General features: G+C 54.9%; 18 protein-coding genes. 8 read left to right on the top strand and 10 right to left on the bottom strand.

Annotated elements, in window-relative coordinates; all coding sequences use genetic code 11:
• Nucleotides 1–41 precede the first annotated feature (41 nt).
• On the bottom strand, nt 42–695 hold the full coding sequence (locus RGW60_RS13340; protein ID WP_322205042.1) for an HNH endonuclease: 654 nt from the start codon (nt 693–695) through the stop codon (nt 42–44).
• Nucleotides 696–930: 235 nt separating this feature from the next.
• Between RGW60_RS13340 and RGW60_RS13335 the strand changes: the two genes are divergently transcribed.
• Nucleotides 931–1,221, top strand: coding sequence for a hypothetical protein (locus tag RGW60_RS13335; RefSeq protein WP_322205041.1), 291 nt, complete (start codon nt 931–933; stop codon nt 1,219–1,221).
• 234 nt (nt 1,222–1,455) lie between these two features.
• Here RGW60_RS13335 and RGW60_RS13330 read toward each other — a convergent pair whose 3' ends face one another.
• Nucleotides 1,456–2,703: a ribonucleotide-diphosphate reductase subunit beta gene (locus tag RGW60_RS13330; protein WP_322205040.1), complete on the bottom strand. Its 1,248-nt coding sequence runs from the start codon at nt 2,701–2,703 to the stop codon at nt 1,456–1,458.
• 190 nt (nt 2,704–2,893) lie between these two features.
• Nucleotides 2,894–5,803: a ribonucleoside-diphosphate reductase subunit alpha gene (locus tag RGW60_RS13325; protein ID WP_322205039.1), complete on the bottom strand. Its 2,910-nt coding sequence runs from the start codon at nt 5,801–5,803 to the stop codon at nt 2,894–2,896.
• Between the two features lie 708 nt (nt 5,804–6,511).
• Here RGW60_RS13325 and RGW60_RS13320 point away from each other — a divergent pair.
• Together RGW60_RS13320 and RGW60_RS13315 are read left to right on the top strand one after the other, a co-directional pair.
• Nucleotides 6,512–7,264 carry a response regulator gene (locus tag RGW60_RS13320; RefSeq protein ID WP_322205038.1) on the top strand — a complete coding sequence of 251 codons (753 nt, stop codon included), beginning with the start codon at nt 6,512–6,514 and terminating at the stop codon, nt 7,262–7,264.
• A gap of 4 nt (nt 7,265–7,268) precedes the next feature.
• A complete protein-coding gene (locus RGW60_RS13315; protein WP_322205037.1) occupies nt 7,269–8,888 on the top strand; it encodes an ATP-binding protein in 1,620 nt (539 codons plus the stop codon).
• A gap of 1 nt (nt 8,889) precedes the next feature.
• Here RGW60_RS13315 and RGW60_RS13310 read toward each other — a convergent pair whose 3' ends face one another.
• Together RGW60_RS13310 and RGW60_RS13305 are read right to left on the bottom strand one after the other, a co-directional pair.
• Nucleotides 8,890–9,618: a 4'-phosphopantetheinyl transferase gene (locus RGW60_RS13310; RefSeq protein WP_322205036.1), complete on the bottom strand. Its 729-nt coding sequence runs from the start codon at nt 9,616–9,618 to the stop codon at nt 8,890–8,892.
• Nucleotides 9,619–9,744: 126 nt separating this feature from the next.
• Complete coding sequence (locus RGW60_RS13305; protein WP_322205035.1) at nt 9,745–10,533, bottom strand: dienelactone hydrolase family protein; 789 nt, start codon at nt 10,531–10,533, stop codon at nt 9,745–9,747.
• Between the two features lie 408 nt (nt 10,534–10,941).
• On the opposite strand from RGW60_RS13305, the gene RGW60_RS13300 reads away from it, so the two are divergent.
• From RGW60_RS13300 to RGW60_RS13290, 3 genes are all read left to right on the top strand, one after another.
• Entirely contained in the window at nt 10,942–11,619 is a 678-nt protein-coding gene (locus tag RGW60_RS13300; protein WP_322205034.1) for a response regulator, read from the top strand.
• Nucleotides 11,616–12,962, top strand: a complete 1,347-nt coding sequence (locus RGW60_RS13295) for an ATP-binding protein (RefSeq protein WP_322205033.1) — start codon at nt 11,616–11,618, stop codon at nt 12,960–12,962. The genes RGW60_RS13300 and RGW60_RS13295 overlap by 4 nt, the downstream gene beginning before the upstream one ends.
• 457 nt (nt 12,963–13,419) lie before the next feature.
• The gene (locus RGW60_RS13290) at nt 13,420–14,769 is read left to right on the top strand and encodes a dicarboxylate/amino acid:cation symporter (RefSeq protein ID WP_322205032.1); all 1,350 of its coding nucleotides are present in this window, start codon (nt 13,420–13,422) and stop codon (nt 14,767–14,769) included.
• A gap of 76 nt (nt 14,770–14,845) precedes the next feature.
• Here RGW60_RS13290 and RGW60_RS13285 read toward each other — a convergent pair whose 3' ends face one another.
• The gene (locus tag RGW60_RS13285; protein ID WP_322205031.1) at nt 14,846–15,340 is read right to left on the bottom strand and encodes a SprT family zinc-dependent metalloprotease; all 495 of its coding nucleotides are present in this window, start codon (nt 15,338–15,340) and stop codon (nt 14,846–14,848) included.
• Nucleotides 15,341–15,480: 140 nt separating this feature from the next.
• Nucleotides 15,481–16,083, bottom strand: a complete 603-nt coding sequence (locus tag RGW60_RS13280) for a Yip1 family protein (protein WP_322205030.1) — start codon at nt 16,081–16,083, stop codon at nt 15,481–15,483.
• Between the two features lie 347 nt (nt 16,084–16,430).
• Here RGW60_RS13280 and ttcA point away from each other — a divergent pair, with 347 nt between their 5' ends.
• Together ttcA and RGW60_RS13270 are read left to right on the top strand one after the other, a co-directional pair.
• Nucleotides 16,431–17,255 carry a tRNA 2-thiocytidine(32) synthetase TtcA gene (gene ttcA / locus RGW60_RS13275; protein WP_322206914.1) on the top strand — a complete coding sequence of 275 codons (825 nt, stop codon included), beginning with the start codon at nt 16,431–16,433 and terminating at the stop codon, nt 17,253–17,255.
• A 7-nt stretch (nt 17,256–17,262) separates the two neighbouring features.
• Nucleotides 17,263–17,934: a DNA-3-methyladenine glycosylase I gene (locus tag RGW60_RS13270; RefSeq protein ID WP_322205029.1), complete on the top strand. Its 672-nt coding sequence runs from the start codon at nt 17,263–17,265 to the stop codon at nt 17,932–17,934.
• A 24-nt stretch (nt 17,935–17,958) separates the two neighbouring features.
• Here the strand turns inward: RGW60_RS13270 and RGW60_RS13265 are convergent, their stop codons facing one another.
• Genes RGW60_RS13265 through arsC form a run of 3 tightly spaced genes read right to left on the bottom strand, consistent with a single transcriptional unit; the run spans nt 17,959 to nt 19,323 of the window.
• Nucleotides 17,959–18,375, bottom strand: a complete 417-nt coding sequence (locus tag RGW60_RS13265) for a DUF2069 domain-containing protein (RefSeq protein WP_322205028.1) — start codon at nt 18,373–18,375, stop codon at nt 17,959–17,961.
• Nucleotides 18,368–18,973 (bottom strand): NAD(P)H:quinone oxidoreductase, encoded by a 606-nt coding sequence (gene wrbA, locus RGW60_RS13260; RefSeq protein WP_322205027.1) that lies wholly within the window; start codon nt 18,971–18,973, stop codon nt 18,368–18,370. The genes RGW60_RS13265 and wrbA overlap by 8 nt, the downstream gene beginning before the upstream one ends.
• Complete coding sequence (gene arsC / locus RGW60_RS13255) at nt 18,970–19,323, bottom strand: arsenate reductase (glutaredoxin) (protein ID WP_322205026.1); 354 nt, start codon at nt 19,321–19,323, stop codon at nt 18,970–18,972. Before arsC ends, wrbA begins: the two co-directional genes overlap by 4 nt.
• Between the last annotated feature and the right edge of the window lie 22 nt (nt 19,324–19,345).

Genomic DNA, 19,345 nt, shown 5'->3' with positions numbered 1-19,345 from the left:
AAACCCAATGAAAAAATCGTTCATCAGCAATGAACAAATGCTCACTTCACCACAAGGTCAAGGCGTTCTTCTTTGAGGCGCTTGACCCGTGCATAGAGCGACTCGGTAAAGGCATTTTTATCCTCAGCCAAATGGCAGCGACGATGACAATTTGGGCAAAGCGCTGCTGCGTTCTCGATTCTGTCGCTACCCGCCATCGCGAGCGGATGAACATGATGTACTTCCAGAAATGGCCTGCCGTCCACACCTAAAAACGGCGCACTTTGTCCGCAACCTTCGCACGTGCCGTTCGCTTGCGTTAGCACCCACTCTCGAACCTTATCGTCACGGGAAAATGTGGTGACTGTTGAGTTAAAGTGCTTTGGATGTTTGATTCCCAGCGGTGGGTCCAGGTAGTCGGCCGTGGATTCTTCGAATTTTTGACCGATCGACGTATTACTAGCTGTCGCGACCTCGCCAGTTACTCTGAAAACACCTTTATCGTTAAGCATTTTTTGAAGCTTACTGCTGACGTTCACGCCCACGTTCTTCGCAGGCACGTAGCCTTTGATGCGCTGTTGCCCCAAGCCGACCATCACACTGGAAATATTCTGCATCCGCAATTCGATGGCTGATTTGCTTCGAGCAGACAACACGCCTTCCCGCAGCTTCAGGCCGATTTCAGTTTTGTTAAATGGCCGACCGTCGTTCTCCATCTGTCGCATGCTGAGGTAAGCATCCACAGCCACTTCAAGCTCTACATCAGTCCATAAGGCAGAAACTTTCTTCGTCATAACGCCGCCGATATCGAATACAAGCGTGACGATACGTGTAGGAATATTCGGTGTCTATGGGAGGTCATGGCCTACATAATAATACGACTTTGAACGATGGCCTTGAGGCATCATGGTAGAAGATTTGATATTTCTTCCGTGAACGCAAGGAAAGGCCGTGAGAAAAATAGGGATAGGTTTCATAGCAATGCTGGCGCTGCTTGGCGCGTTTTCTGTGTCAGGCAAAGAGGCGAGGCTGACTGATTCAGCCATCGTCCAAATTCTTATTAATGACTCTATCGCTTCGTACCCCGGCAATTGTCCGTGCCCTTACAATGCGGCGAAGAATGGTAGCCGTTGCGGTAAACGTAGCGCTTACAACCGACCGGGTGGGTATGCGCCGCTTTGTTTTAAAGAGGACATTTCGAAGGAGATGATTGAGGGGTATCGGGGGAGGGTAGTTCCATAAGTCTGGCTATTAACGAGGCCCGGGGTAAAGAGCTTCGAAGAACTAGGTAACTAGTTGAAGTGCTTGAATACTGCTGCCTTATTGGCAGCAGTTTAAGAGCTACTCTATGATGTTGGTCACAGTCCCCGCAAAGCCACCTGATCAGGACGGGACAACCCAAACAAAAAAGCCAGGAAGCATCACGCTCCTGGCTTTTCAATTTCAAACATCAGCTAAGCAATTAAGCCCCAGAAATCAATCCCAGCTCAATGCCCCACCCGTCTGATACTCAATAACCCGAGTCTCAAAGAAATTCTTCTCTTTCTTCAAATCCATAATCTCGCTCATCCAAGGGAACGGGTTAGTCGTCCCTGGATACTCTTCCTTCAAACCAATCTGGCTCAAACGACGGTTCGCGATGAACTTCAGATAGTCTTCCATCATCGCCGCGTTCATGCCCAATACTCCGCGAGGCATGGTGTCGCGAGCGTATTCGATCTCAAGCTGCGTGCCCTGCAGAATCATCTGCGACGCTTCTTCCTTCATCTCAGCGTCCCACAGGTGTGGGTTTTCGATTTTGATCTGGTTGATCACGTCGATGCCGAAGTTCAGGTGCATGGACTCGTCGCGCAGGATGTATTGGAACTGCTCGGCGACGCCGGTCATTTTGTTGCGGCGGCCCATGGAGAGGATTTGGGTGAAGCCGCAGTAGAAGAAGATGCCTTCCAGTACGCAGTAGTAGGCGATCAGGTTGCGCAGCAGTTCTTTGTCGGTGTCGACGGTGCCGGTTTCGAACTTAGGATCGGAGATCGAGCGGGTGTACTTGAGGCCCCAGGCTGCCTTTTTGGCGACCGATGGAATCTCGTGGTACATGTTGAAGATCTCGCCTTCGTCCATGCCCAGTGACTCGATGCAGTACTGGTAGGCGTGGGTGTGGATCGCTTCTTCGAACGCTTGGCGCAGGATGTACTGACGGCATTCCGGGTTGGTGATCAGGCGATAAACAGCCAGTACCAGGTTGTTGGCCACCAAGGAGTCGGCGGTGGAGAAGAAGCCGAGGTTGCGCATGACGATGCGGCGCTCGTCATCAGTCAGGCCTTCCGGATCGCGCCACACGGCGATGTCGGCGGTCATGTTGACCTCTTGCGGCATCCAGTGGTTGGCGCAGCCGTCGAGGTATTTCTGCCAGGCCCAGTCGTACTTGAACGGCACGAGTTGGTTCAGGTCGGCGCGGCAGTTGATCATCATTTTTTCGTCAACGGCAACGCGGGCACTGGCGCCTTCGAGTTCAGCCAAACCTTCGGCTACGTCGAGGCCGTCCAGAGCGGCCTTGGCGCGAATGATCGCAGCCGAGTCGTTGGCGGTGACTGCACGGGCTTCGAGTGCGGCGGCGCCACCGGCGCTGTCGAGGCGGTCCATGTTGGCTTCGTTGGCGTGACCGGCGTTGGTCGCGCGCGCGGCGGTTTCGCCGTCTTCTTTATGGAATTCATCCCAGTTCAGCATGGTATGCGTCTCCTGCGTGAGGGTCAGTCGGGTGGACTGGCCGGTGGATCATGGGGTGCGTTGCTTGCGGTACGGTGCTGCACGCAAAAAGCATGAAATTTTGTTGGTTGTTACGCGAGCCTACAGTTCAGTAAAGCTCGCCAACAAGTTGGCTCCTACAGGGGAGCCAGCTGTGGGTTCAGCGTTTTTCTTACTGACAAGCCTCGCAATCGGGCTCATCAATGGCGCAGGCCTTAGGTACTGGCGCTGGACCGGCGGAGGTGAATTCCGACGGCTTTGGTGCCGCCAGAATCGAGTCGTCACCGTGGTTGCCGCTCGACACTGCGTTGAGCTTGCTGGTGCTGATGGTCGATTTCTCGGTGCTGGTCGCGGCCAGGGCACGGAGGTAATACGTGGTTTTCAGGCCGCGGTACCAAGCCATGCGGTAGGTCACGTCGAGTTTCTTGCCTGATGCGCCAGCGATATACAGGTTCAGTGATTGAGCCTGGTCGATCCACTTTTGACGGCGGCTGGCCGCGTCGACGATCCACTTGGTTTCCACTTCGAACGCAGTGGCATACAGCTCTTTGAGTTCCTGCGGGATGCGTTCGATTTGCTGTACGGAGCCGTCGTAGTACTTCAGGTCGTTGATCATGACCGAGTCCCACAGGTTGCGAGCTTTAAGGTCGCGAACCAGGTACGGGTTGATCACGGTGAACTCGCCGGATAGGTTCGATTTCACGTACAGGTTTTGATACGTCGGTTCGATGGACTGCGATACGCCAGTGATGTTGGCGATGGTCGCGGTCGGTGCGATGGCCATGATGTTGGAGTTACGAATACCTTTCTGCACACGGGCACGTACTGGCGCCCAATCCAGGGTTTCGTTCAGGTCAACGTCGATGTACTTCTGGCCACGCTGTTCGATCAGGATCTGTTGCGAGTCCAGCGGCAGAATGCCTTTGGACCACAGTGAGCCCGGGAACGTCTCATAAGCGCCGCGCTCGTCGGCCAAGTCGCAAGACGCCTGGATCGCGTAGTAGCTGACAGCTTCCATGGAACGGTCGGCAAACTCGACGGCAGCGTCGGAACCATACGGCAGGTGTTGCAGGTACAGCGCGTCCTGGAAGCCCATGATGCCCAAGCCGACCGGGCGGTGCTTGAGGTTCGAGTTGCGGGCTTGCGGCACTGAATAGTAGTTGATGTCGATAACGTTATCGAGCATGCGAACGGCGGTGTCGATGGTGCGCTTGAGTTTGGTGGTGTCCAGCTTGCCGTCAACGATGTGGTTCGGCAGGTTGATCGAGCCCAGGTTGCAAACGGCGATTTCGTCCTTGTTGGTGTTCAAGGTGATTTCAGTGCACAGGTTCGAGCTGTGAACTACGCCGACGTGCTGCTGCGGGCTGCGCAGGTTGCACGGGTCTTTGAAGGTCAACCAAGGGTGGCCGGTTTCGAACAGCATTGAGAGCATCTTGCGCCACAAATCTTTGGCTTGGATGGTCTTGAACAACTTGATGTTGTTACCGTACTGGGTCAGCGCTTCGTAGTACTCGTAACGCTCTTGGAACGCCTTGCCGGTCAGGTCGTGCAGATCCGGTACTTCGGAAGGCGAGAACAGGGTCCACGGGCCGTCATCGAAGACGCGCTTCATGAACAGGTCAGGGATCCAGTTGGCGGTGTTCATGTCGTGGGTACGACGACGATCATCACCGGTGTTCTTGCGTAGCTCGATGAACTCTTCAATGTCCATGTGCCAGGTTTCCAGGTAGGCACAGACCGCGCCTTTGCGTTTGCCGCCCTGGTTAACTGCAACGGCGGTGTCGTTAACCACTTTGAGGAACGGCACCACGCCTTGGGATTTACCGTTGGTGCCCTTGATGTAAGAGCCCAGCGCACGAACCGGCGTCCAGTCGTTACCCAGACCGCCCGCGAATTTGGAGAGCATGGCGTTGTCGTGGATGGCGTGATAAATGCCCGACAGGTCATCTGGAACAGTGGTCAGGTAGCAGCTGGAAAGCTGTGGACGCTGAGTGCCGGCGTTGAACAAGGTTGGGGTCGACGACATGTAGTCGAACGACGACAACAGGTTGTAGAACTCAATGGCACGGTCTTCTTTTTGCTTCTCTTCAATCGCCAGGCCCATGGCCACGCGCATGAAGAAGATCTGCGGCAGTTCGAAACGCACGCCATCCTTGTGGATGAAGTAACGGTCGTACAGGGTTTGCAGGCCCAGGTAGGTGAACTGCTGATCGCGCTCGTGGTTGATCGCCTTGCCCAGCTTCTCCAGGTCGAAGGTTGCCAGAATCGGGTTCAGCAAATCGAACTGAATGCCTTTGGCGATGTAGGACGGTAGTGCTTTGGCATACAGGTCGACCATTTCGTGGTGAGTAGCACTGTCGGCCACTTCCAGGAAGCTCAAGCCTTCGGCACGCAAGGTGTCCATCAGCAGGCGAGCGGTGACGAACGAGTAGTTGGGCTCACGTTCTACCAGGGTGCGCGCAGTCATCACCAAGGCGGTGTTGACGTCTTTGAGCGCGACGCCGTCGTACAGGTTTTTCAGGGTTTCGCTTTGAATCAGGTTCGCGTCCACTTCCGCCAGACCTTCGCAGGCCTCGGTGACAATCGTGTTCAAGCGACCCATGTCCAGCGGAGCAAGACTGCCGTCGGCGCGGGTAATGCGAATCGATGGGTGAGCTTGTACCGGCTCACCCGTGGAGCGAACGGCACGCTCTTTAGCGCGAGAATCACGGTAGATCACGTAGTCACGGGCGACTTTCTGTTCGCCGGCGCGCATCAGGGCCAATTCGACCTGATCCTGGATTTCTTCGATGTGGATAGTGCCGCCCGAAGGCATGCGACGCTTGAACGTGGTGCTGACCTGTTCGGTCAGGCGTGCGACGGTGTCATGAATACGTGACGAGGCAGCAGCGGTGCCGCCTTCAACTGCGAGGAACGCTTTGGTGATGGCGACGGTGATTTTGTCATCGGTATAAGGAACGACAGTGCCGTTGCGCTTGATCACGCGCAGCTGACCTGGAGCCGTGGCGGACAAATCCTGATGGGACTGGTCGGCATGCGGCGCATTGGTCGGCGAATTCTCGCGAGTTGTGTCTGTTTGCATGGGTGTCTCCACGTTCTTTATGTTTGTTTGGGCACTGATTACGTGCCCACCGTTCCGTTTTGAGGCAGTTAGCCGACAAGCGTCGGCTGCAAAGACTTCAAAACGGATAAGGAAGGCTTTTGTTGCCATTCCCTGGCCTTGAAGTCATAGGTTTCGGATCAATGCCCGCTACCAAAAATCGAATGTAGAATGCTCGTCATTTGTTGCAACACGTGTGCCGATTGGCTCGAATGTTGAGGTAAAGCGGCTGACATCCACACAAGTGGTTTTGCCTACTGAAAAATGCTGAATATCAACCAAACTGACGCAAGAAAATAGCTTGAAATTCTCGATTGAGTTGTGTTTGGTTTTAGGTGGTAAACCCTACATGTAGGGTTTTTTTCGCGCCGAGCTACAAGATAATGCGTTTTGGGGCTTAATTGCAACGAGCCCCTGTGGATAAATCTGTGGGTAAATCGTGTATGAAATCGGGAAAGCCCGTGTAAGCCGCAGAACTGCTGGACTCTACCGTCTGTCACTGTTTTTTTGGTCCTGAGCAGGTTTTTGCGAGCGCGAAGTTCATCACATAAAACAGCGATATGGAGTGCAAATTGGCATGTCGTGTGCTTAGCGCGAGGTGTTGCTAAACTCGCCTTCGATAACCGGCGTTCTGACGTCAGATTCGTACGCTGTCTCAATTAATAAGAACAATGGCAGAAGAGGTTACCCGTGGAGCAAGAAGCCTGGCAGGTGCTGATCATCGAGGACGATCAACGTCTGGCTGAACTGACCCGTGACTACCTCCAGTCCAATGGCCTGCGAGTCAGTATCGAAGGTGATGGGGCCTTGGCAGTGGCCCGCATCGTTGCCGAGCAGCCCGACTTGGTCATTCTCGATCTAATGTTGCCTGGGGAAGACGGCTTGAGCATTTGTCGAAGGGTCCGCGATCAATACGACGGGCCTATCCTGATGCTTACTGCGCGCACCGACGACACCGATCAAATACTGGGCCTGGACATGGGTGCAGACGATTTTGTCTGCAAACCGGTGCACCCGCGCGTGTTATTGGCGCGGATTCATGCGCTGTTGCGGCGCAGCGAAGCGCTTGAACCTGAATGGGTACTTAAATCCGAAGAAAAACCACGGCGCCTGGTGTTTGGGCCGCTAGTTGTCGATGACGCTTTGCGCGAAGCTTGGCTGCGTGACAACAGCATCGAATTGACTAGTGCTGAGTTCGACTTGCTCTGGCTTCTGGTCGCTAACGCTGGACGCATTTTGTCCCGGGAAGAAATTTTTACCGCGCTGCGCGGGTTTGGCTACGACGGCCAGGATCGGTCTATTGATGTGCGTATCTCGCGGATTCGACCAAAGATCGGCGACGACCCGATTCATCCGCGTCTGATAAAAACCATCCGCAGCAAAGGCTATTTGTTCGTGCCGGAAGCCGCGCAAGACCCGACGTGTTACGTGATGAACCCCTGACGCCATGAATTCAATCTTCCTGCGTATTTATGGCGGCATGCTAGGCGTGTTGGTGCTGGTGGCCCTGCTGGGTGTTCTGACCTTGAATTTGGTCAATCAAGTACGCGGCTCGCAATACCGTGAGCAGCTGGCCCACGGTACGTTCACGCTGATGGCCGACAACTTGAAGCCGATGATTGCCATTGATCGCCAGCGCGCATTGTTTGCGTGGCAGCGGTTAATGGGGATTCCGTTGGCGCTGCAAAGCCTCAATAAAACACAGCTCGACAGCGGCGATCAAAGCCGCCTGTTGCGGGGCCAAGTGGTGGTCGAGCAGACCGGGCCCCACTCGGCCAAGGTATATCGTCTGATTAGCAGTGATACCGAGCCGTTGGTATTGAGCGGCGAAGTGCAGCAAATCAGTGAACAACTGGCCCGAGCGACGATTTACCTATTGATCGACGAATTGGTGCGGGTTCCTGTTGAAGAACAACCGCAGCGTTTGGACGCCCTGAAATCTGAAAAAGGTTTTGGCTTTGATATGCGCCTGATTCGTCTCGACAAGGCTGATGTCGACGACGATCAGCGGCGCCGGGTCAACGAAGGCGACACGGTGATGGCGTTGGGCAAGGGCGGCGATTCTATTCGCGTGTTCGCTGGCATGGTCAACACGCCGTGGGTGCTGGAAATCGGCCCGCTGTATCAGATGAACCCCTATCCCCCTGAGTTGCTGGTGTTGATTGGCTTTCTTGGCCTGTGCCTGATCGGTCTGGTGGTGTACTTGTTAGTGCGTCGCCTCGAACGGCGTTTACTGGGGTTGGAAGCCGCCGTTACGCGGATCGCCAAAGGCAGCCTGGAAACCCGTGTGCAATCGTCGGGCGCGGACTCGGTCGGACGATTAGCGTCGGCTTTTAACGGCATGGCTGAACATTTGCAGCGTTCATTGGCCATACAGCGAGAGCTGGTGCGCGCGGTCTCCCACGAATTACGTACGCCGGTGGCACGTTTGCGTTTCGGCCTGGAGATGATTGGCGAAGCCACTACCGAAGAGGCACGAGATAAATATCGAGTCGGCATGGACAACGACATTCAGGACCTCGATAAGCTAGTGGACGAGATGCTGACATACGCTCGACTTGAGCAAGGTTCGCCTACCTTGCACTACCAACGCATTGATTTGGATGCCTTGGTCAATCAAGTGATCGCGGAGTTGGCGCCCTTGCGCGCCAACGTCACCGTTAGTCGCGGGCAATGCCTCGCAGTAGCCGATGATGATGGTGGCGGCGTTTGGGTCGAGGCTGAGCCGCGCTATCTGCACCGCGCCCTGCAGAATCTGGTGAGCAACGCCATGCGCCATGCGGACTCAAGGGTCAGTGTGAGTTATCACGTGGAGAATTTGCGTTGTCGCATCGATATTGAAGACGACGGCCCCGGTGTTCCTGAAAGCGCTTGGGAGAGAATTTTTACACCGTTCATGCGTCTGGACGACAGTCGTACCCGAGCATCAGGGGGCCATGGGCTGGGCTTGTCGATTGTACGGCGGATTATCCACTGGCACGGCGGTCGGGCGTTAATCGGTAAAAGTACTAACTTGGGCGGTGCCTGTTTCAGCCTTGCGTGGCCCCGTCAGCAGGGGAAACCTTGATTCAATTTGCGGCGATGCTGATCAGGCTCAGCAGTTGGCCGTCCTGAAGGCTGAATTGGGCGTCGAGTTCCCTGCCGCTGCGCCATTCGTTGGACAAATCGATCAGCAAACGCAGGCGAGCGCTGCCGTCGGTTGACCACTCCAACAATTGAGCGTCTTCGAAGTAAAAGCGCTTTTGCACCAGAGGGTAGAGCGCTTTGAACAGGCTTTCTTTCACCGAAAACGTCAGGGTTACCAGCAAAGCAATCTGCTCGGCGGGGCCTTTGGCCATGCGCTGTAGCTCATCAGCAGTGAGAATCTCCCCGGCCAGACGTTGAGCGCGTTCGCTGTCGAGGACATTTTCCAGATCCAGCCCCAAACCCCGCCAATGCTGCCGTTGCCCGACCACTGCCGCCGCCCAGCCGTGGCTGTGGGTGATCGACCCACAGATGTCACTCGGCCAGACAGGCGCGCGGTCTTGGCCAATAGCAGGCACGTAATTGCGGCCGTCCAGCTGCTGCAACGCTTCCCGGGCGCAGAGACGGCCGGCGAGAAATTCGGCCTGCCGTTTGGCAACGGAGCGCTGGATGCTCGCGGGTGGGGCAATGGCGCAGTGCTGGAAATCGTCCTCCGACAGGCGCAGTGAATCAAACACTCCGCTGACCAGCACTACCCCAGGTAGGGCGTTAGGTAGTGGCCAATGGGTGATTAATGCGGGGCAACAAGCGGGAAGCGTCGTAGGCTGAGTCATGCTCGGCATTTTGCCGTGTCAGCGGCCAGTTGGGTAGGTCACCTATCTGTAGAGCCAACCTGTTGACGAAGCAGAGTGTCAGACAGACCGCACCAAGCTTTTCGCCGACAAGTGGGCTCTACAGAATTAACCAAACACCTTCTTCAAGAAGGCCTGCATATCGGCCCAAGAACTTTGGTCTGCGGCTTTGTCGTAGGCGATGTCCGGCGCGTTATCGCCTTTGCCTAGACGATCCGCATCAGGGTTGCTGAAGCCATGTTTAGCGCCATCGATACCGACGAATGTGTAATCTGCCCCGGCTTTGTCCATTTCAGACTTGAAGGCCACGACGCTGTCCGGCGTTACCATGGTGTCGTTATTGCCGTGCTCAACCAGAATCTTGGTTCTGATGCTCCCAGAGGTGGCCGGTATCTTGGTGGCCAGCATGCCGTGGAAACTTACTACGCCCACCAACGGCTCACCACGACGGGCCGCATCCAGCACCACGCCACCACCGAAGCAGTAACCGATCGCGGCAATTTTTGCCGGGTTGGTCTGCGGTTGTTTTTTCAACTGAGCAAGCCCGGCGTCAAAGCGCTGAGCAGCGCCGGTACTGTTATTCATCGCTTCCATCATGAACGCCATGGCGTCTTTAGGGTGTTCGGTGTGCTTACCTTTGCCGTACATGTCGACAGCCATGGCACTGTAGCCCAGCGCGGCAAGCTCGCGAGCGCGACCTTTGGCGTAATCGTTCAGCCCCCACCATTCATGTACCACCAGCACGCCGGGGCGCTGACCCTTGATCGCGTCGTCGTAAGCGTAATAACCGACAAGCTGGGTGCCGTCACTGCTTTGATAGTTAATGGTTTCGGTCTTTACCTGGGCTTGGGCCACGCTGGCCAAGCCCATCATTGCTAACACTGTCCAGAAACGCATGATTGATTCCCCTGTGGTTTTATAACGCTATTCCGGCTTTGCTTCGTCAAACAGCCTAGACGATCGTTACGTACAGTTTGGGCCGGAGTTGCTTCAGATAAGTTCAGCGCACGTTCAGGATGGGTTCAGGGCGCAGTGATTAGTCTGAACGCGTCCCAAATGCGCTTGTGCGAGAGGAGTCGACCTCCCGGTACATTTCTGGCATTTAACAGTACTAAGGTGAATCAGTCCGCGTTGCTTGGCAGCTTCGATCCCAAGCACCGCCAGACGTATATCTTTTAAACGTTAACCAGACTGTTGCTGGACATTTGACGCTCAGCCCGCAAACTCAGCGCCCTGGGCGCAGGACCATAGTTTTGTTGAATTAGCCTAAGTCTTGAGAGGTATGATTTTGCCTGGGAGAGCCTCATGAAACTGATGGTGGTAGAGGATGAGGCGTTACTACGCCATCACCTGCAGACACGCCTGACCGAAAGTGGTCATGTGGTCGAAGCTGTGGCCAATGCCGAAGAAGCGTTGTACCAAGCAGAGCAGTTCAACCATGACCTAGCGGTAATCGACCTGGGTTTACCCGGTATGGGCGGACTCGACCTGATTCGCCAGTTTCGCGCCCAAGGTAAGGCGTTTCCTATCTTGATTCTGACGGCGCGAGGCAATTGGCAAGACAAAGTTGAAGGACTCGCTGCAGGTGCAGATGATTACGTGGTTAAGCCGTTCCAGTTCGAAGAGCTGGAGGCACGCCTTAATGCACTGCTGCGCCGCTCCAGTGGTTTTACTCAATCGACCATTACTGCCGGGCCTTTGCTGCTGGATTTAAATCGCAAGCAAGCGTCCCTTGATGAGCAGCCTTTGCCCCTGACAGCCTACGAATATCGAATTCTCGAATACCTGATGCGTCACCATCAGCAAGTGGTGGCCAAGGAGCGGTTGATGGAGCAACTCTATCCTGATGATGACGAACGCGATCCTAACGTGATCGAAGTGCTGGTCGGTCGCCTACGCCGCAAATTGGAAGGCAAGTCAGGCTTCAGACCCATCGAAACCGTGCGGGGCTTGGGATACTTGTTCACAGAGCGCTGTAAATGATTCGATCGCTGCGCGTGCGATTGATGCTGGCGGCAGCGATGCTGGCCGTGATTTTCATGCTCGCTACATTACCGGCGCTCCAAGGTGCCTACAGCATTGCATTGGAAGACGCTATAGAGCAGCGCTTGGCGTCAGATGTCACTACCTTGATTTCCGCCGCCAGAATCGAAGACGGCCATTTGATGATGCCGTTGATGTTGCCGGGTGAGCAGTTCAATCTGCCGGACAGCCGTCTGCTGGGCTATATATACGACCGGGAAGGTCGGCTGGTCTGGCGTTCGCGGGCCACCGAAGACGAAAACATCAACTATCACCCTCGGTACGACGGCTCTGGTAACGAGTTTGCCAAGATCAAAGAACCCAATGGTGAAGAATTTTTCGTCTACGACGTTGAAATCAAACTGTTGGGCGGGCGCGATGCTGCCTTCAGTATCGTTGCCTTGCAGCCGGTTCGCGAATATCAGGTGATCATCGCTGGCCTGCGAGAGAAGCTTTACTTGGGCTTCGGCGCGGCGTTGCTGGTGTTGCTAGTGTTGCTCTGGGCCGGTTTGACCTGGGGCCTGAAAGCGTTGAAAGGCTTGAGTCGGGAGTTGGACCAGGTGGAGGCTGGCTCTCGCGAAAGCCTGAGTGAAGAACACCCGCGAGAATTGTTGCGCCTAACGGGCTCTCTTAACCGGTTGCTGCTCAGCGAGCGTGAGCAACGCATCCGTTATCGCGACTCGCTTGGCGATCTGGCCCACAGTCTGAAGACGCCGCTGGCGGTGCTCCAAGGCGTCAGTGAAATCATTGCCAAGCGCCCTGAAGATTTGGAGCAAGCGCGTATTTTGCAATCCCAGATTGAGCGCATGAGCCAGCAAATCGACTACCAATTACAACGCGCCAGTTTGCGCAAAAGTGGGTTGGTCCGCCACCACGTCAGCCTTAGACCAGTGGTGGAGAGCTTGTGTAACACCTTGGAAAAAGTGTATCGAGACAAACAGGTAAATGTGGTTGTGGACCTGCCTGACGACTACCTTGTGCCGATGGAGCAGGGCGCTTTGTTGGAAATGCTGGGTAATCTGTTGGAAAACGCCTATCGCCTGTGCCTCGGCCGGGTGCGCATCAGCTTGCGTCTATCAACGATTGGCGATGAACTGTGCATCGAGGACGACGGTCCTGGTGTCCCGGAAAGTCAGCGGGCGCGAATTCTGCAACGCGGGGAGCGCCTTGATCGACAAAACCCGGGCCAAGGTATCGGCCTGGCAGTGGTCAAAGACATCATCGAAAGCTACAACGCGCGTTTAACCTTGAGCGACTCCCCATTAGGTGGCGCGGCGTTTTATATTCAGTTTCTAGCCAAGTAAAACTTGTTAGAGGTGTGCCGTTAACAGCAGACAAAGAAACACAGTCCTGCACTTTAATATGGACCGCAGTAATCACGGCTGGCCAAGTCGATGCCTCTGATCGCTCCGTCGTTACCAGTCACCCTCGCGACGTAAACTTAAGCGTGGGGATCACTCATTTCTGGCGGTGGCCGAGGCGGATATCCGCCAATGCGAGTGCTATATTTGCAGCGAGCGGCGGAAAACCGCCACGGTTTTAATCGACAGCTGCGGTCTCTGGCAACACTTGCCTAGAATTCATTGGTTTGCAGGACATTTTCAAAAGGTGGCACACGCTTTGCGATAGGGCGTAGAGGTTTGCGAACGGCCTGCCCCCGCAACTCGCCAAAACAAATCCCTCCAGTGCAGGAGGGTTAAGCGGTTTAGTGCCGCGCGCATCAGATGGATGATGCCCGCAGCGCTCCTGAGGAACTTCGCAATGACGACTCGTCAGCCCTTGTATAAATCCCTGTATTTTCAGGTGATCGTAGCGATAATTATCGGCGTTCTAATCGGTCATTTTTACCCTCATACCGGCGTTGCACTAAAGCCACTGGGTGACGGGTTCATCAAGCTGATCAAAATGATCATCGCCCCGATCATCTTTTGTACGGTTGTCAGCGGTATTGCCGGCATGCAGACCATGAAGTCTGTAGGCAAGACCGGCGGTTTCGCGTTGCTGTACTTCGAAGTTGTGTCCACCATTGCCCTGCTTGTAGGTCTGGTCGTGGTCAACGTGGTGCAGCCGGGTGCCGGTATGCACATCGACGTCGCAACGCTCGATGCTTCCAAAGTTGCGGCTTATGTCGCTGCCGGTGCAGATCAAAGCGTTATCAGCTTTATCTTGAACATCATCCCGAACACCATTTTCAGTGCGTTCGCCACCGGCGATATCCTCCAAGTGCTGATGTTCTCGGTGATCTTCGGTTTCGCCCTGCACCGCCTGGGTGCCTACGGCAAGCCGCTGCTGGACTTCATTGATCGCTTTGCTCACGTGATGTTCAACATCATCAATATGATCATGAAGCTCGCCCCACTGGGCGCATTTGGCGCAATGGCCTTCACCATAGGGGCTTATGGTGTCGGTTCGCTGGTGCAGCTCGGTCAGTTGATGCTGTGCTTCTATATCACCTGCGTAGTGTTCGTATTGGTCGTACTAGGCGCTATCGCTCGTGCGCACGGCTTCAGTGTTGTCAAGGTCATACGTTACATCCGTGAAGAACTGCTGATTGTGCTCGGCACTTCTTCTTCGGAATCCGCCTTGCCGCGCATGTTGGTGAAGATGGAGCGCCTGGGCGCCAAGAAGTCGGTCGTAGGTCTTGTCATTCCGACGGGTTACTCGTTCAACCTTGACGGCACCGCGATTTATCTGACCATGGCCGCCGTGTTCATCGCTCAGGCGACTGACACCCACATGGATATCACTCACCAGATCACGTTGTTGGTTGTGCTTTTGTTGTCGTCCAAAGGCGCCGCCGGTGTAACCGGGAGCGGCTTTATCGTGTTGGCTGCAACGCTGTCTGCCGTTGGCACCTTGCCGGTTGCCGGTCTGGCGCTGATTCTCGGCATCGACCGCTTCATGTCAGAAGCCCGCGCCTTGACCAACCTGGTTGGTAACGCCGTAGCGACACTGGTCGTGGCCAAGTGGGTCGGTGAGCTGGACGAAACCCAGTTACAAGTTGAGTTGGCTTCCGGTGGTCGTCCCATCACCAATACCGGTCCAGAAGACGATTTGGGTGTGGCCGAAGGTAAGATCCCGACATCTGCTGCATCGCGCGAAACTGTTTAACACTCAGTAAGCCAAGCAATAAAAAAAACCCATCTTTGATGGGTTTTTTACGTACGGGTTTCGGTCAGTCTCACTCTCACTCAACCCGCATCTCACCACTGAACACTAACGTTTCGCGACAGCGCCGACACAGATACCTTCGGCCTTGGCGAACCAGCGAATGACGTTGCGCGGAAAACGCAAAATCGTTGTTGGCGCAGGGACAGCGGTAAATGTAGCGAGTGACGCTACGGCGTTGGATGGCGTAGGTGTGACAGCGATTAGGCGGCAACTCATACACCCCTCGCATGATCAGCTGCCACTCTTCGCCATGGGGCTGAATACGTTCGCCGAACAACTGATGAGCGATCAGATGTGCCACTTCGTGGGCCACCGTTTGCTTAAGAAAATCATCACGGTTTTCTCGGTAAAGCTGGGGATTGAAGCGCAGCAAATTTTCATGCAAATGGGCCACGCCGGCTTTTTGACCACGCAGTTTTAGGCTGACCACCGGGCGTTTAAAGGTTCGCTTGAAAAAGGCTTCGGCTTGCTGATAACAGACCTCGACACGGGATGTGATGTGCTCGGGCATTCTTAATGGCTCTCCAGAGGTGGCAAGTATGCCGTAAAGCTCCGGTCCGCTGAAAACTGAAGCTGCCCAATGGTCATCAAAAATAGCCGAGCCGCCTAAAGAGGCGGCTCGTCACCGTGCGTGAGGGCTTGCGATTAAAATCAGTTGGTGTATTCGGGGCCTACACCGATACCCCACAATACGACGGTGAACGCCATGATTGCGACCAGTACCACCAGGCCTACGGCCAGTACTGACGTCGAAAACATAAAGCCTTCATCGGCGTGGATATTCATAAAGGTTGGCAATCCAACATACAGTAGATAGACCGTGTAGCAGATCGCAGCCAATCCTATGAGCATTCCCAGCCACATATGAGGATAAATTGCGGCCAGTCCACCGACGAACAGCGGTGATGCAGTATAGGTTGCAAATGCGATGCAACGAGACAAGCTCGGATTGGCATCATACGTACGTGCCATCCAGTGGATGAAACCGCCCATGACCGCCACTCCTCCCAGCATGGCAAAGTAGGACATAACGGTCATCCATAGTGCGCTTTCATGGGTCAACATCACTGGCGCTCGACTTCCAATGACCCAGCCCACTTGTGTAGTGCCTATGTAAGCGGCTACAGCGGGAATCGCTGCCAGAATCAACGTGTGAGTCAAGTACATGTGGCCGATGGATTCTTCTTTATCACCGCGTATTTGTTGCCACTCGCGACCAGGATGGGTAAACAATCCCAAAACGTGATTCATCATACTGTTACTCCTTTTATTATTATTTACTGTCGCCCCCCAGCGGAGCGCCCGTCGAGCCAAGCGCTCGACAGTTATAGGGCCCGGCGTTCATACAAAAAAACGTGTGCGACCTTATGTCGCAGTATAGGGACGCGAATAGCGCTTCTTTAGAGCAATTCGCGCTCTAACCGATGCTGTTAATCGCGACACGCTATTTAGCCGTGTGTAACTTAGTGGCTGGTCTGAGAGTAAGTTCAGCGCAAGTGGCTAAAGCCAAATATCGGATAAGACGATTCCCACATGCGCCCATTAGAGGTGTCGCGTAAAATGCGTACTTTTTTTGAGTGATCATTAGAGATATCAACACCATGGGCATGCTGTGCGTTCACCACAATCAAGTGCAGAAGCGTCTACGCCGCTTCGCTGGCGAAGCAGTGGCTGACTTCAAGATGATTGAAGAGGGCGACAAGGTGATGGTGTGTCTGTCGGGCGGTAAAGACAGTTACACATTACTCGATGTGCTAATGCATTTTCAGAAAGTCGCTCCGATCACATTCGACATCGTTGCGGTGAACATGGATCAAAAGCAGCCGGGGTTTCCCGAGCACGTGCTGCCTGAGTATTTCGAGAAGCTGGGCGTCGAGTACCATATCATCGAGAAAGACACTTATTCGGTGGTTAAGAAGCTGATCCCGGAAGGTAAAACCACCTGTTCGCTGTGCTCACGCCTGCGGCGTGGGACGCTTTACACCTATGCCGACGAAATTGGCGCGACAAAGATGGCGCTGGGTCATCATCGCGATGACATCATTGAAACCTTCTTCCTGAACCTGTTCTTTAACGGTGCACTCAAGGCTATGCCGCCCAAGCTACGGGCTGATGATGGTCGCAACGTGGTGATTCGGCCGTTGGCGTACTGCACTGAAAAGGACATTCAGGCATTTTCTGACTTCAAGAATTTTCCGATCATCCCGTGCAACCTCTGCGGATCTCAAGAGCACCTGCAGCGCCAAGTAGTCAAAGACATGCTGTCCGAATGGGAAAGCAAAACTCCCGGACGTACTGAGAGTATTTTTCGGGCGCTACAAAACGTCCAGCCGTCGCAACTGGCGGACCGTAACCTGTTCGATTTCACTCAACTGCGTATCGATGAAACCGCAGCTTCGCGCTTCGTCAACGTTACGAACCTTTAGGAACGGCATGCGCGATTACAAATGGCTACTTGAATACAACCTGAATCGCTTTGGCTCGTCTGCTGCCCTTGAAGCGCATCTACCGCACCCTAGAACCCCCTCGCAATTGCGCAAGATCGGCAACGACCGTTATTTGTCTGCATTGGCGCAGCGCGTTTTTCGCGCAGGCCTAAAGCACAGTCTGGTCGACGCCAAGTGGCCGACATTCGAAGAAGTATTCTTCCGTTTCGATCCCGAGAAAGTCGTCTTGATGGGCGCCGAACACCTTGAGCGTTTGATGCAAGATGCGCGGATCATTCGGCATTTGGGCAAACTGAAGAGCGTGCCACGCAATGCCCAAATGACTCTAGACATCAGCAAAGAACACGGCAGCTTTGGTAACTTCATCGCTAACTGGCCGGTGACCGATATTGTTGGCCTGTGGAAGTATCTGTCCAAACACGGCTATCAGTTGGGCGGCATGTCGGCGCCGAGTTTTTTGCGGATGGTGGGCAAAGACACCTTCATCCCGACCTACGACATGGTGGCCGGGCTCAACGCTCAGGACATCATCGACCGTGTGCCCACCAGCCTCAAAGACTTGGCGGCGGTGCAGGGCGCCTTCAATCAATGGCACGCCGAAAGTGGGCGGCCGATGTGTCAGTTGTCGATGATGCTGGCGTATACGGTGAATCATTGATCACCGCACTCTGAGCCAAATACATTACGCCTCCCCTTCACCCGCCAACTTGCGGTTGTACTGAAAGCGCCACCTGACGTACAGCAACGCGCTGGTGAACACGGCCACGCTGGCGAGCATTTCAAGTGCGCCGAAGACGTTGCGATGGGGGTCATAAATCGCCAGTGCACCTTTGATGAAGTACAGATTGACCACAAAGCATGTCCACGAATGGCCACGCGCACTGCCCGTGAGCATGCCGGGTAACAGCAGAAGCAACGGCACCAGCTCAATGCTCAGGATGACCCACGGACGGGCACCATGCAGGTCGGCAAAGATCAGGTAATACCCCGTTAGCAGCAGCATCAGACCCAAAAAACAGATCAGGCTGACAACCCGTGTCAATCGAACCCGTGGCTCCAGCCATTCCAGCGCAGGCAGTACTTTTGGTGATTTAGCCACGTGGCCTCTCCAGCAGTAAGGCGGTTTTAGCCAAGCGTTGGCCCAAGGCTCGACACAAGGTTATTTCGTGGGGGTCCAGCGGGCGTTTGCCGTCGGCGCCGGCATGGTGGCTGGCGCCATAGGGCGTGCCGCCGCCGTTGGTTTCCAGCAGCGCGGCTTCGCTGTAAGGCAAACCGGCCACGAGCATGCCATGGTGCAGCAACGGCAACAGCATCGATATCAGCGTTGTTTCCTGGCCGCCGTGCAGGCTGGCGGTGGAGGTGAACACACTGGCCGGTTTACCCACCAACGCGCCGGTCAGCCACAAGGTACTGGTGCCGTCAATAAAGTATTTCAGCGGTGCGGCCATGTTACCGAAGCGTGTCGGGCTGCCCAGTGCTAAACCAGAGCAGTTTTTCAGATCGTCGAGGCTGGCGTATAACGCGCCCGTCTCTGGAATGCTGGGTGCAACGGCCTCTATCTCGGAAGAAATCGCCGGCACGGTACGCAATCGCGCTTCCATGCCGCCTAACTCGACACCGCGGCCGATCTGCCGGGCCATCTCACCGGTTGAACCATTGCGGCTGTAGTACAAAACCAAAATATAAGGCGCAATCACAAGAGAATCTCCAACACGCGTTCTGGCGGACGGCCGATTGCTGCTTTATCACCGACCACTAGAATCGGCCGTTCGATCAATTTTGGATGTGAGGCCATGGCTGCGATCAACTGCTCGTCGGTCAGGCTGGAATCGACCAGGTTGAGGGTTTTATAGTCGTCTTCGCCAGTACGCAGTAATGCTCTCGCACTCAGACCCAGCTTGCGCAGTAGATCGCGCAGCTGCGCGGCGTCCGGGGGGGTGTCCAGGTAGCGGATGATGGTCGGCGTGAGGCCGCGCGCTTCGAGCAATTCCAGCGCCCCGCGAGATTTCGAACAGCGCGGGTTGTGATAAAGCGTCATGTCGGTCATTGGCGGGTCGCATCTTGCGTAA

Origin of the sequence: Pseudomonas sp. AB6 (assembly GCF_034314105.1) — a bacterium.
In the GTDB taxonomy this organism is placed as follows: Bacteria; Pseudomonadota; Gammaproteobacteria; order Pseudomonadales; family Pseudomonadaceae; genus Aquipseudomonas.
The sequence above is the reverse complement of the archived record's forward strand: the minus strand, read 5'-3'. Positions and strand labels throughout refer to the sequence as shown.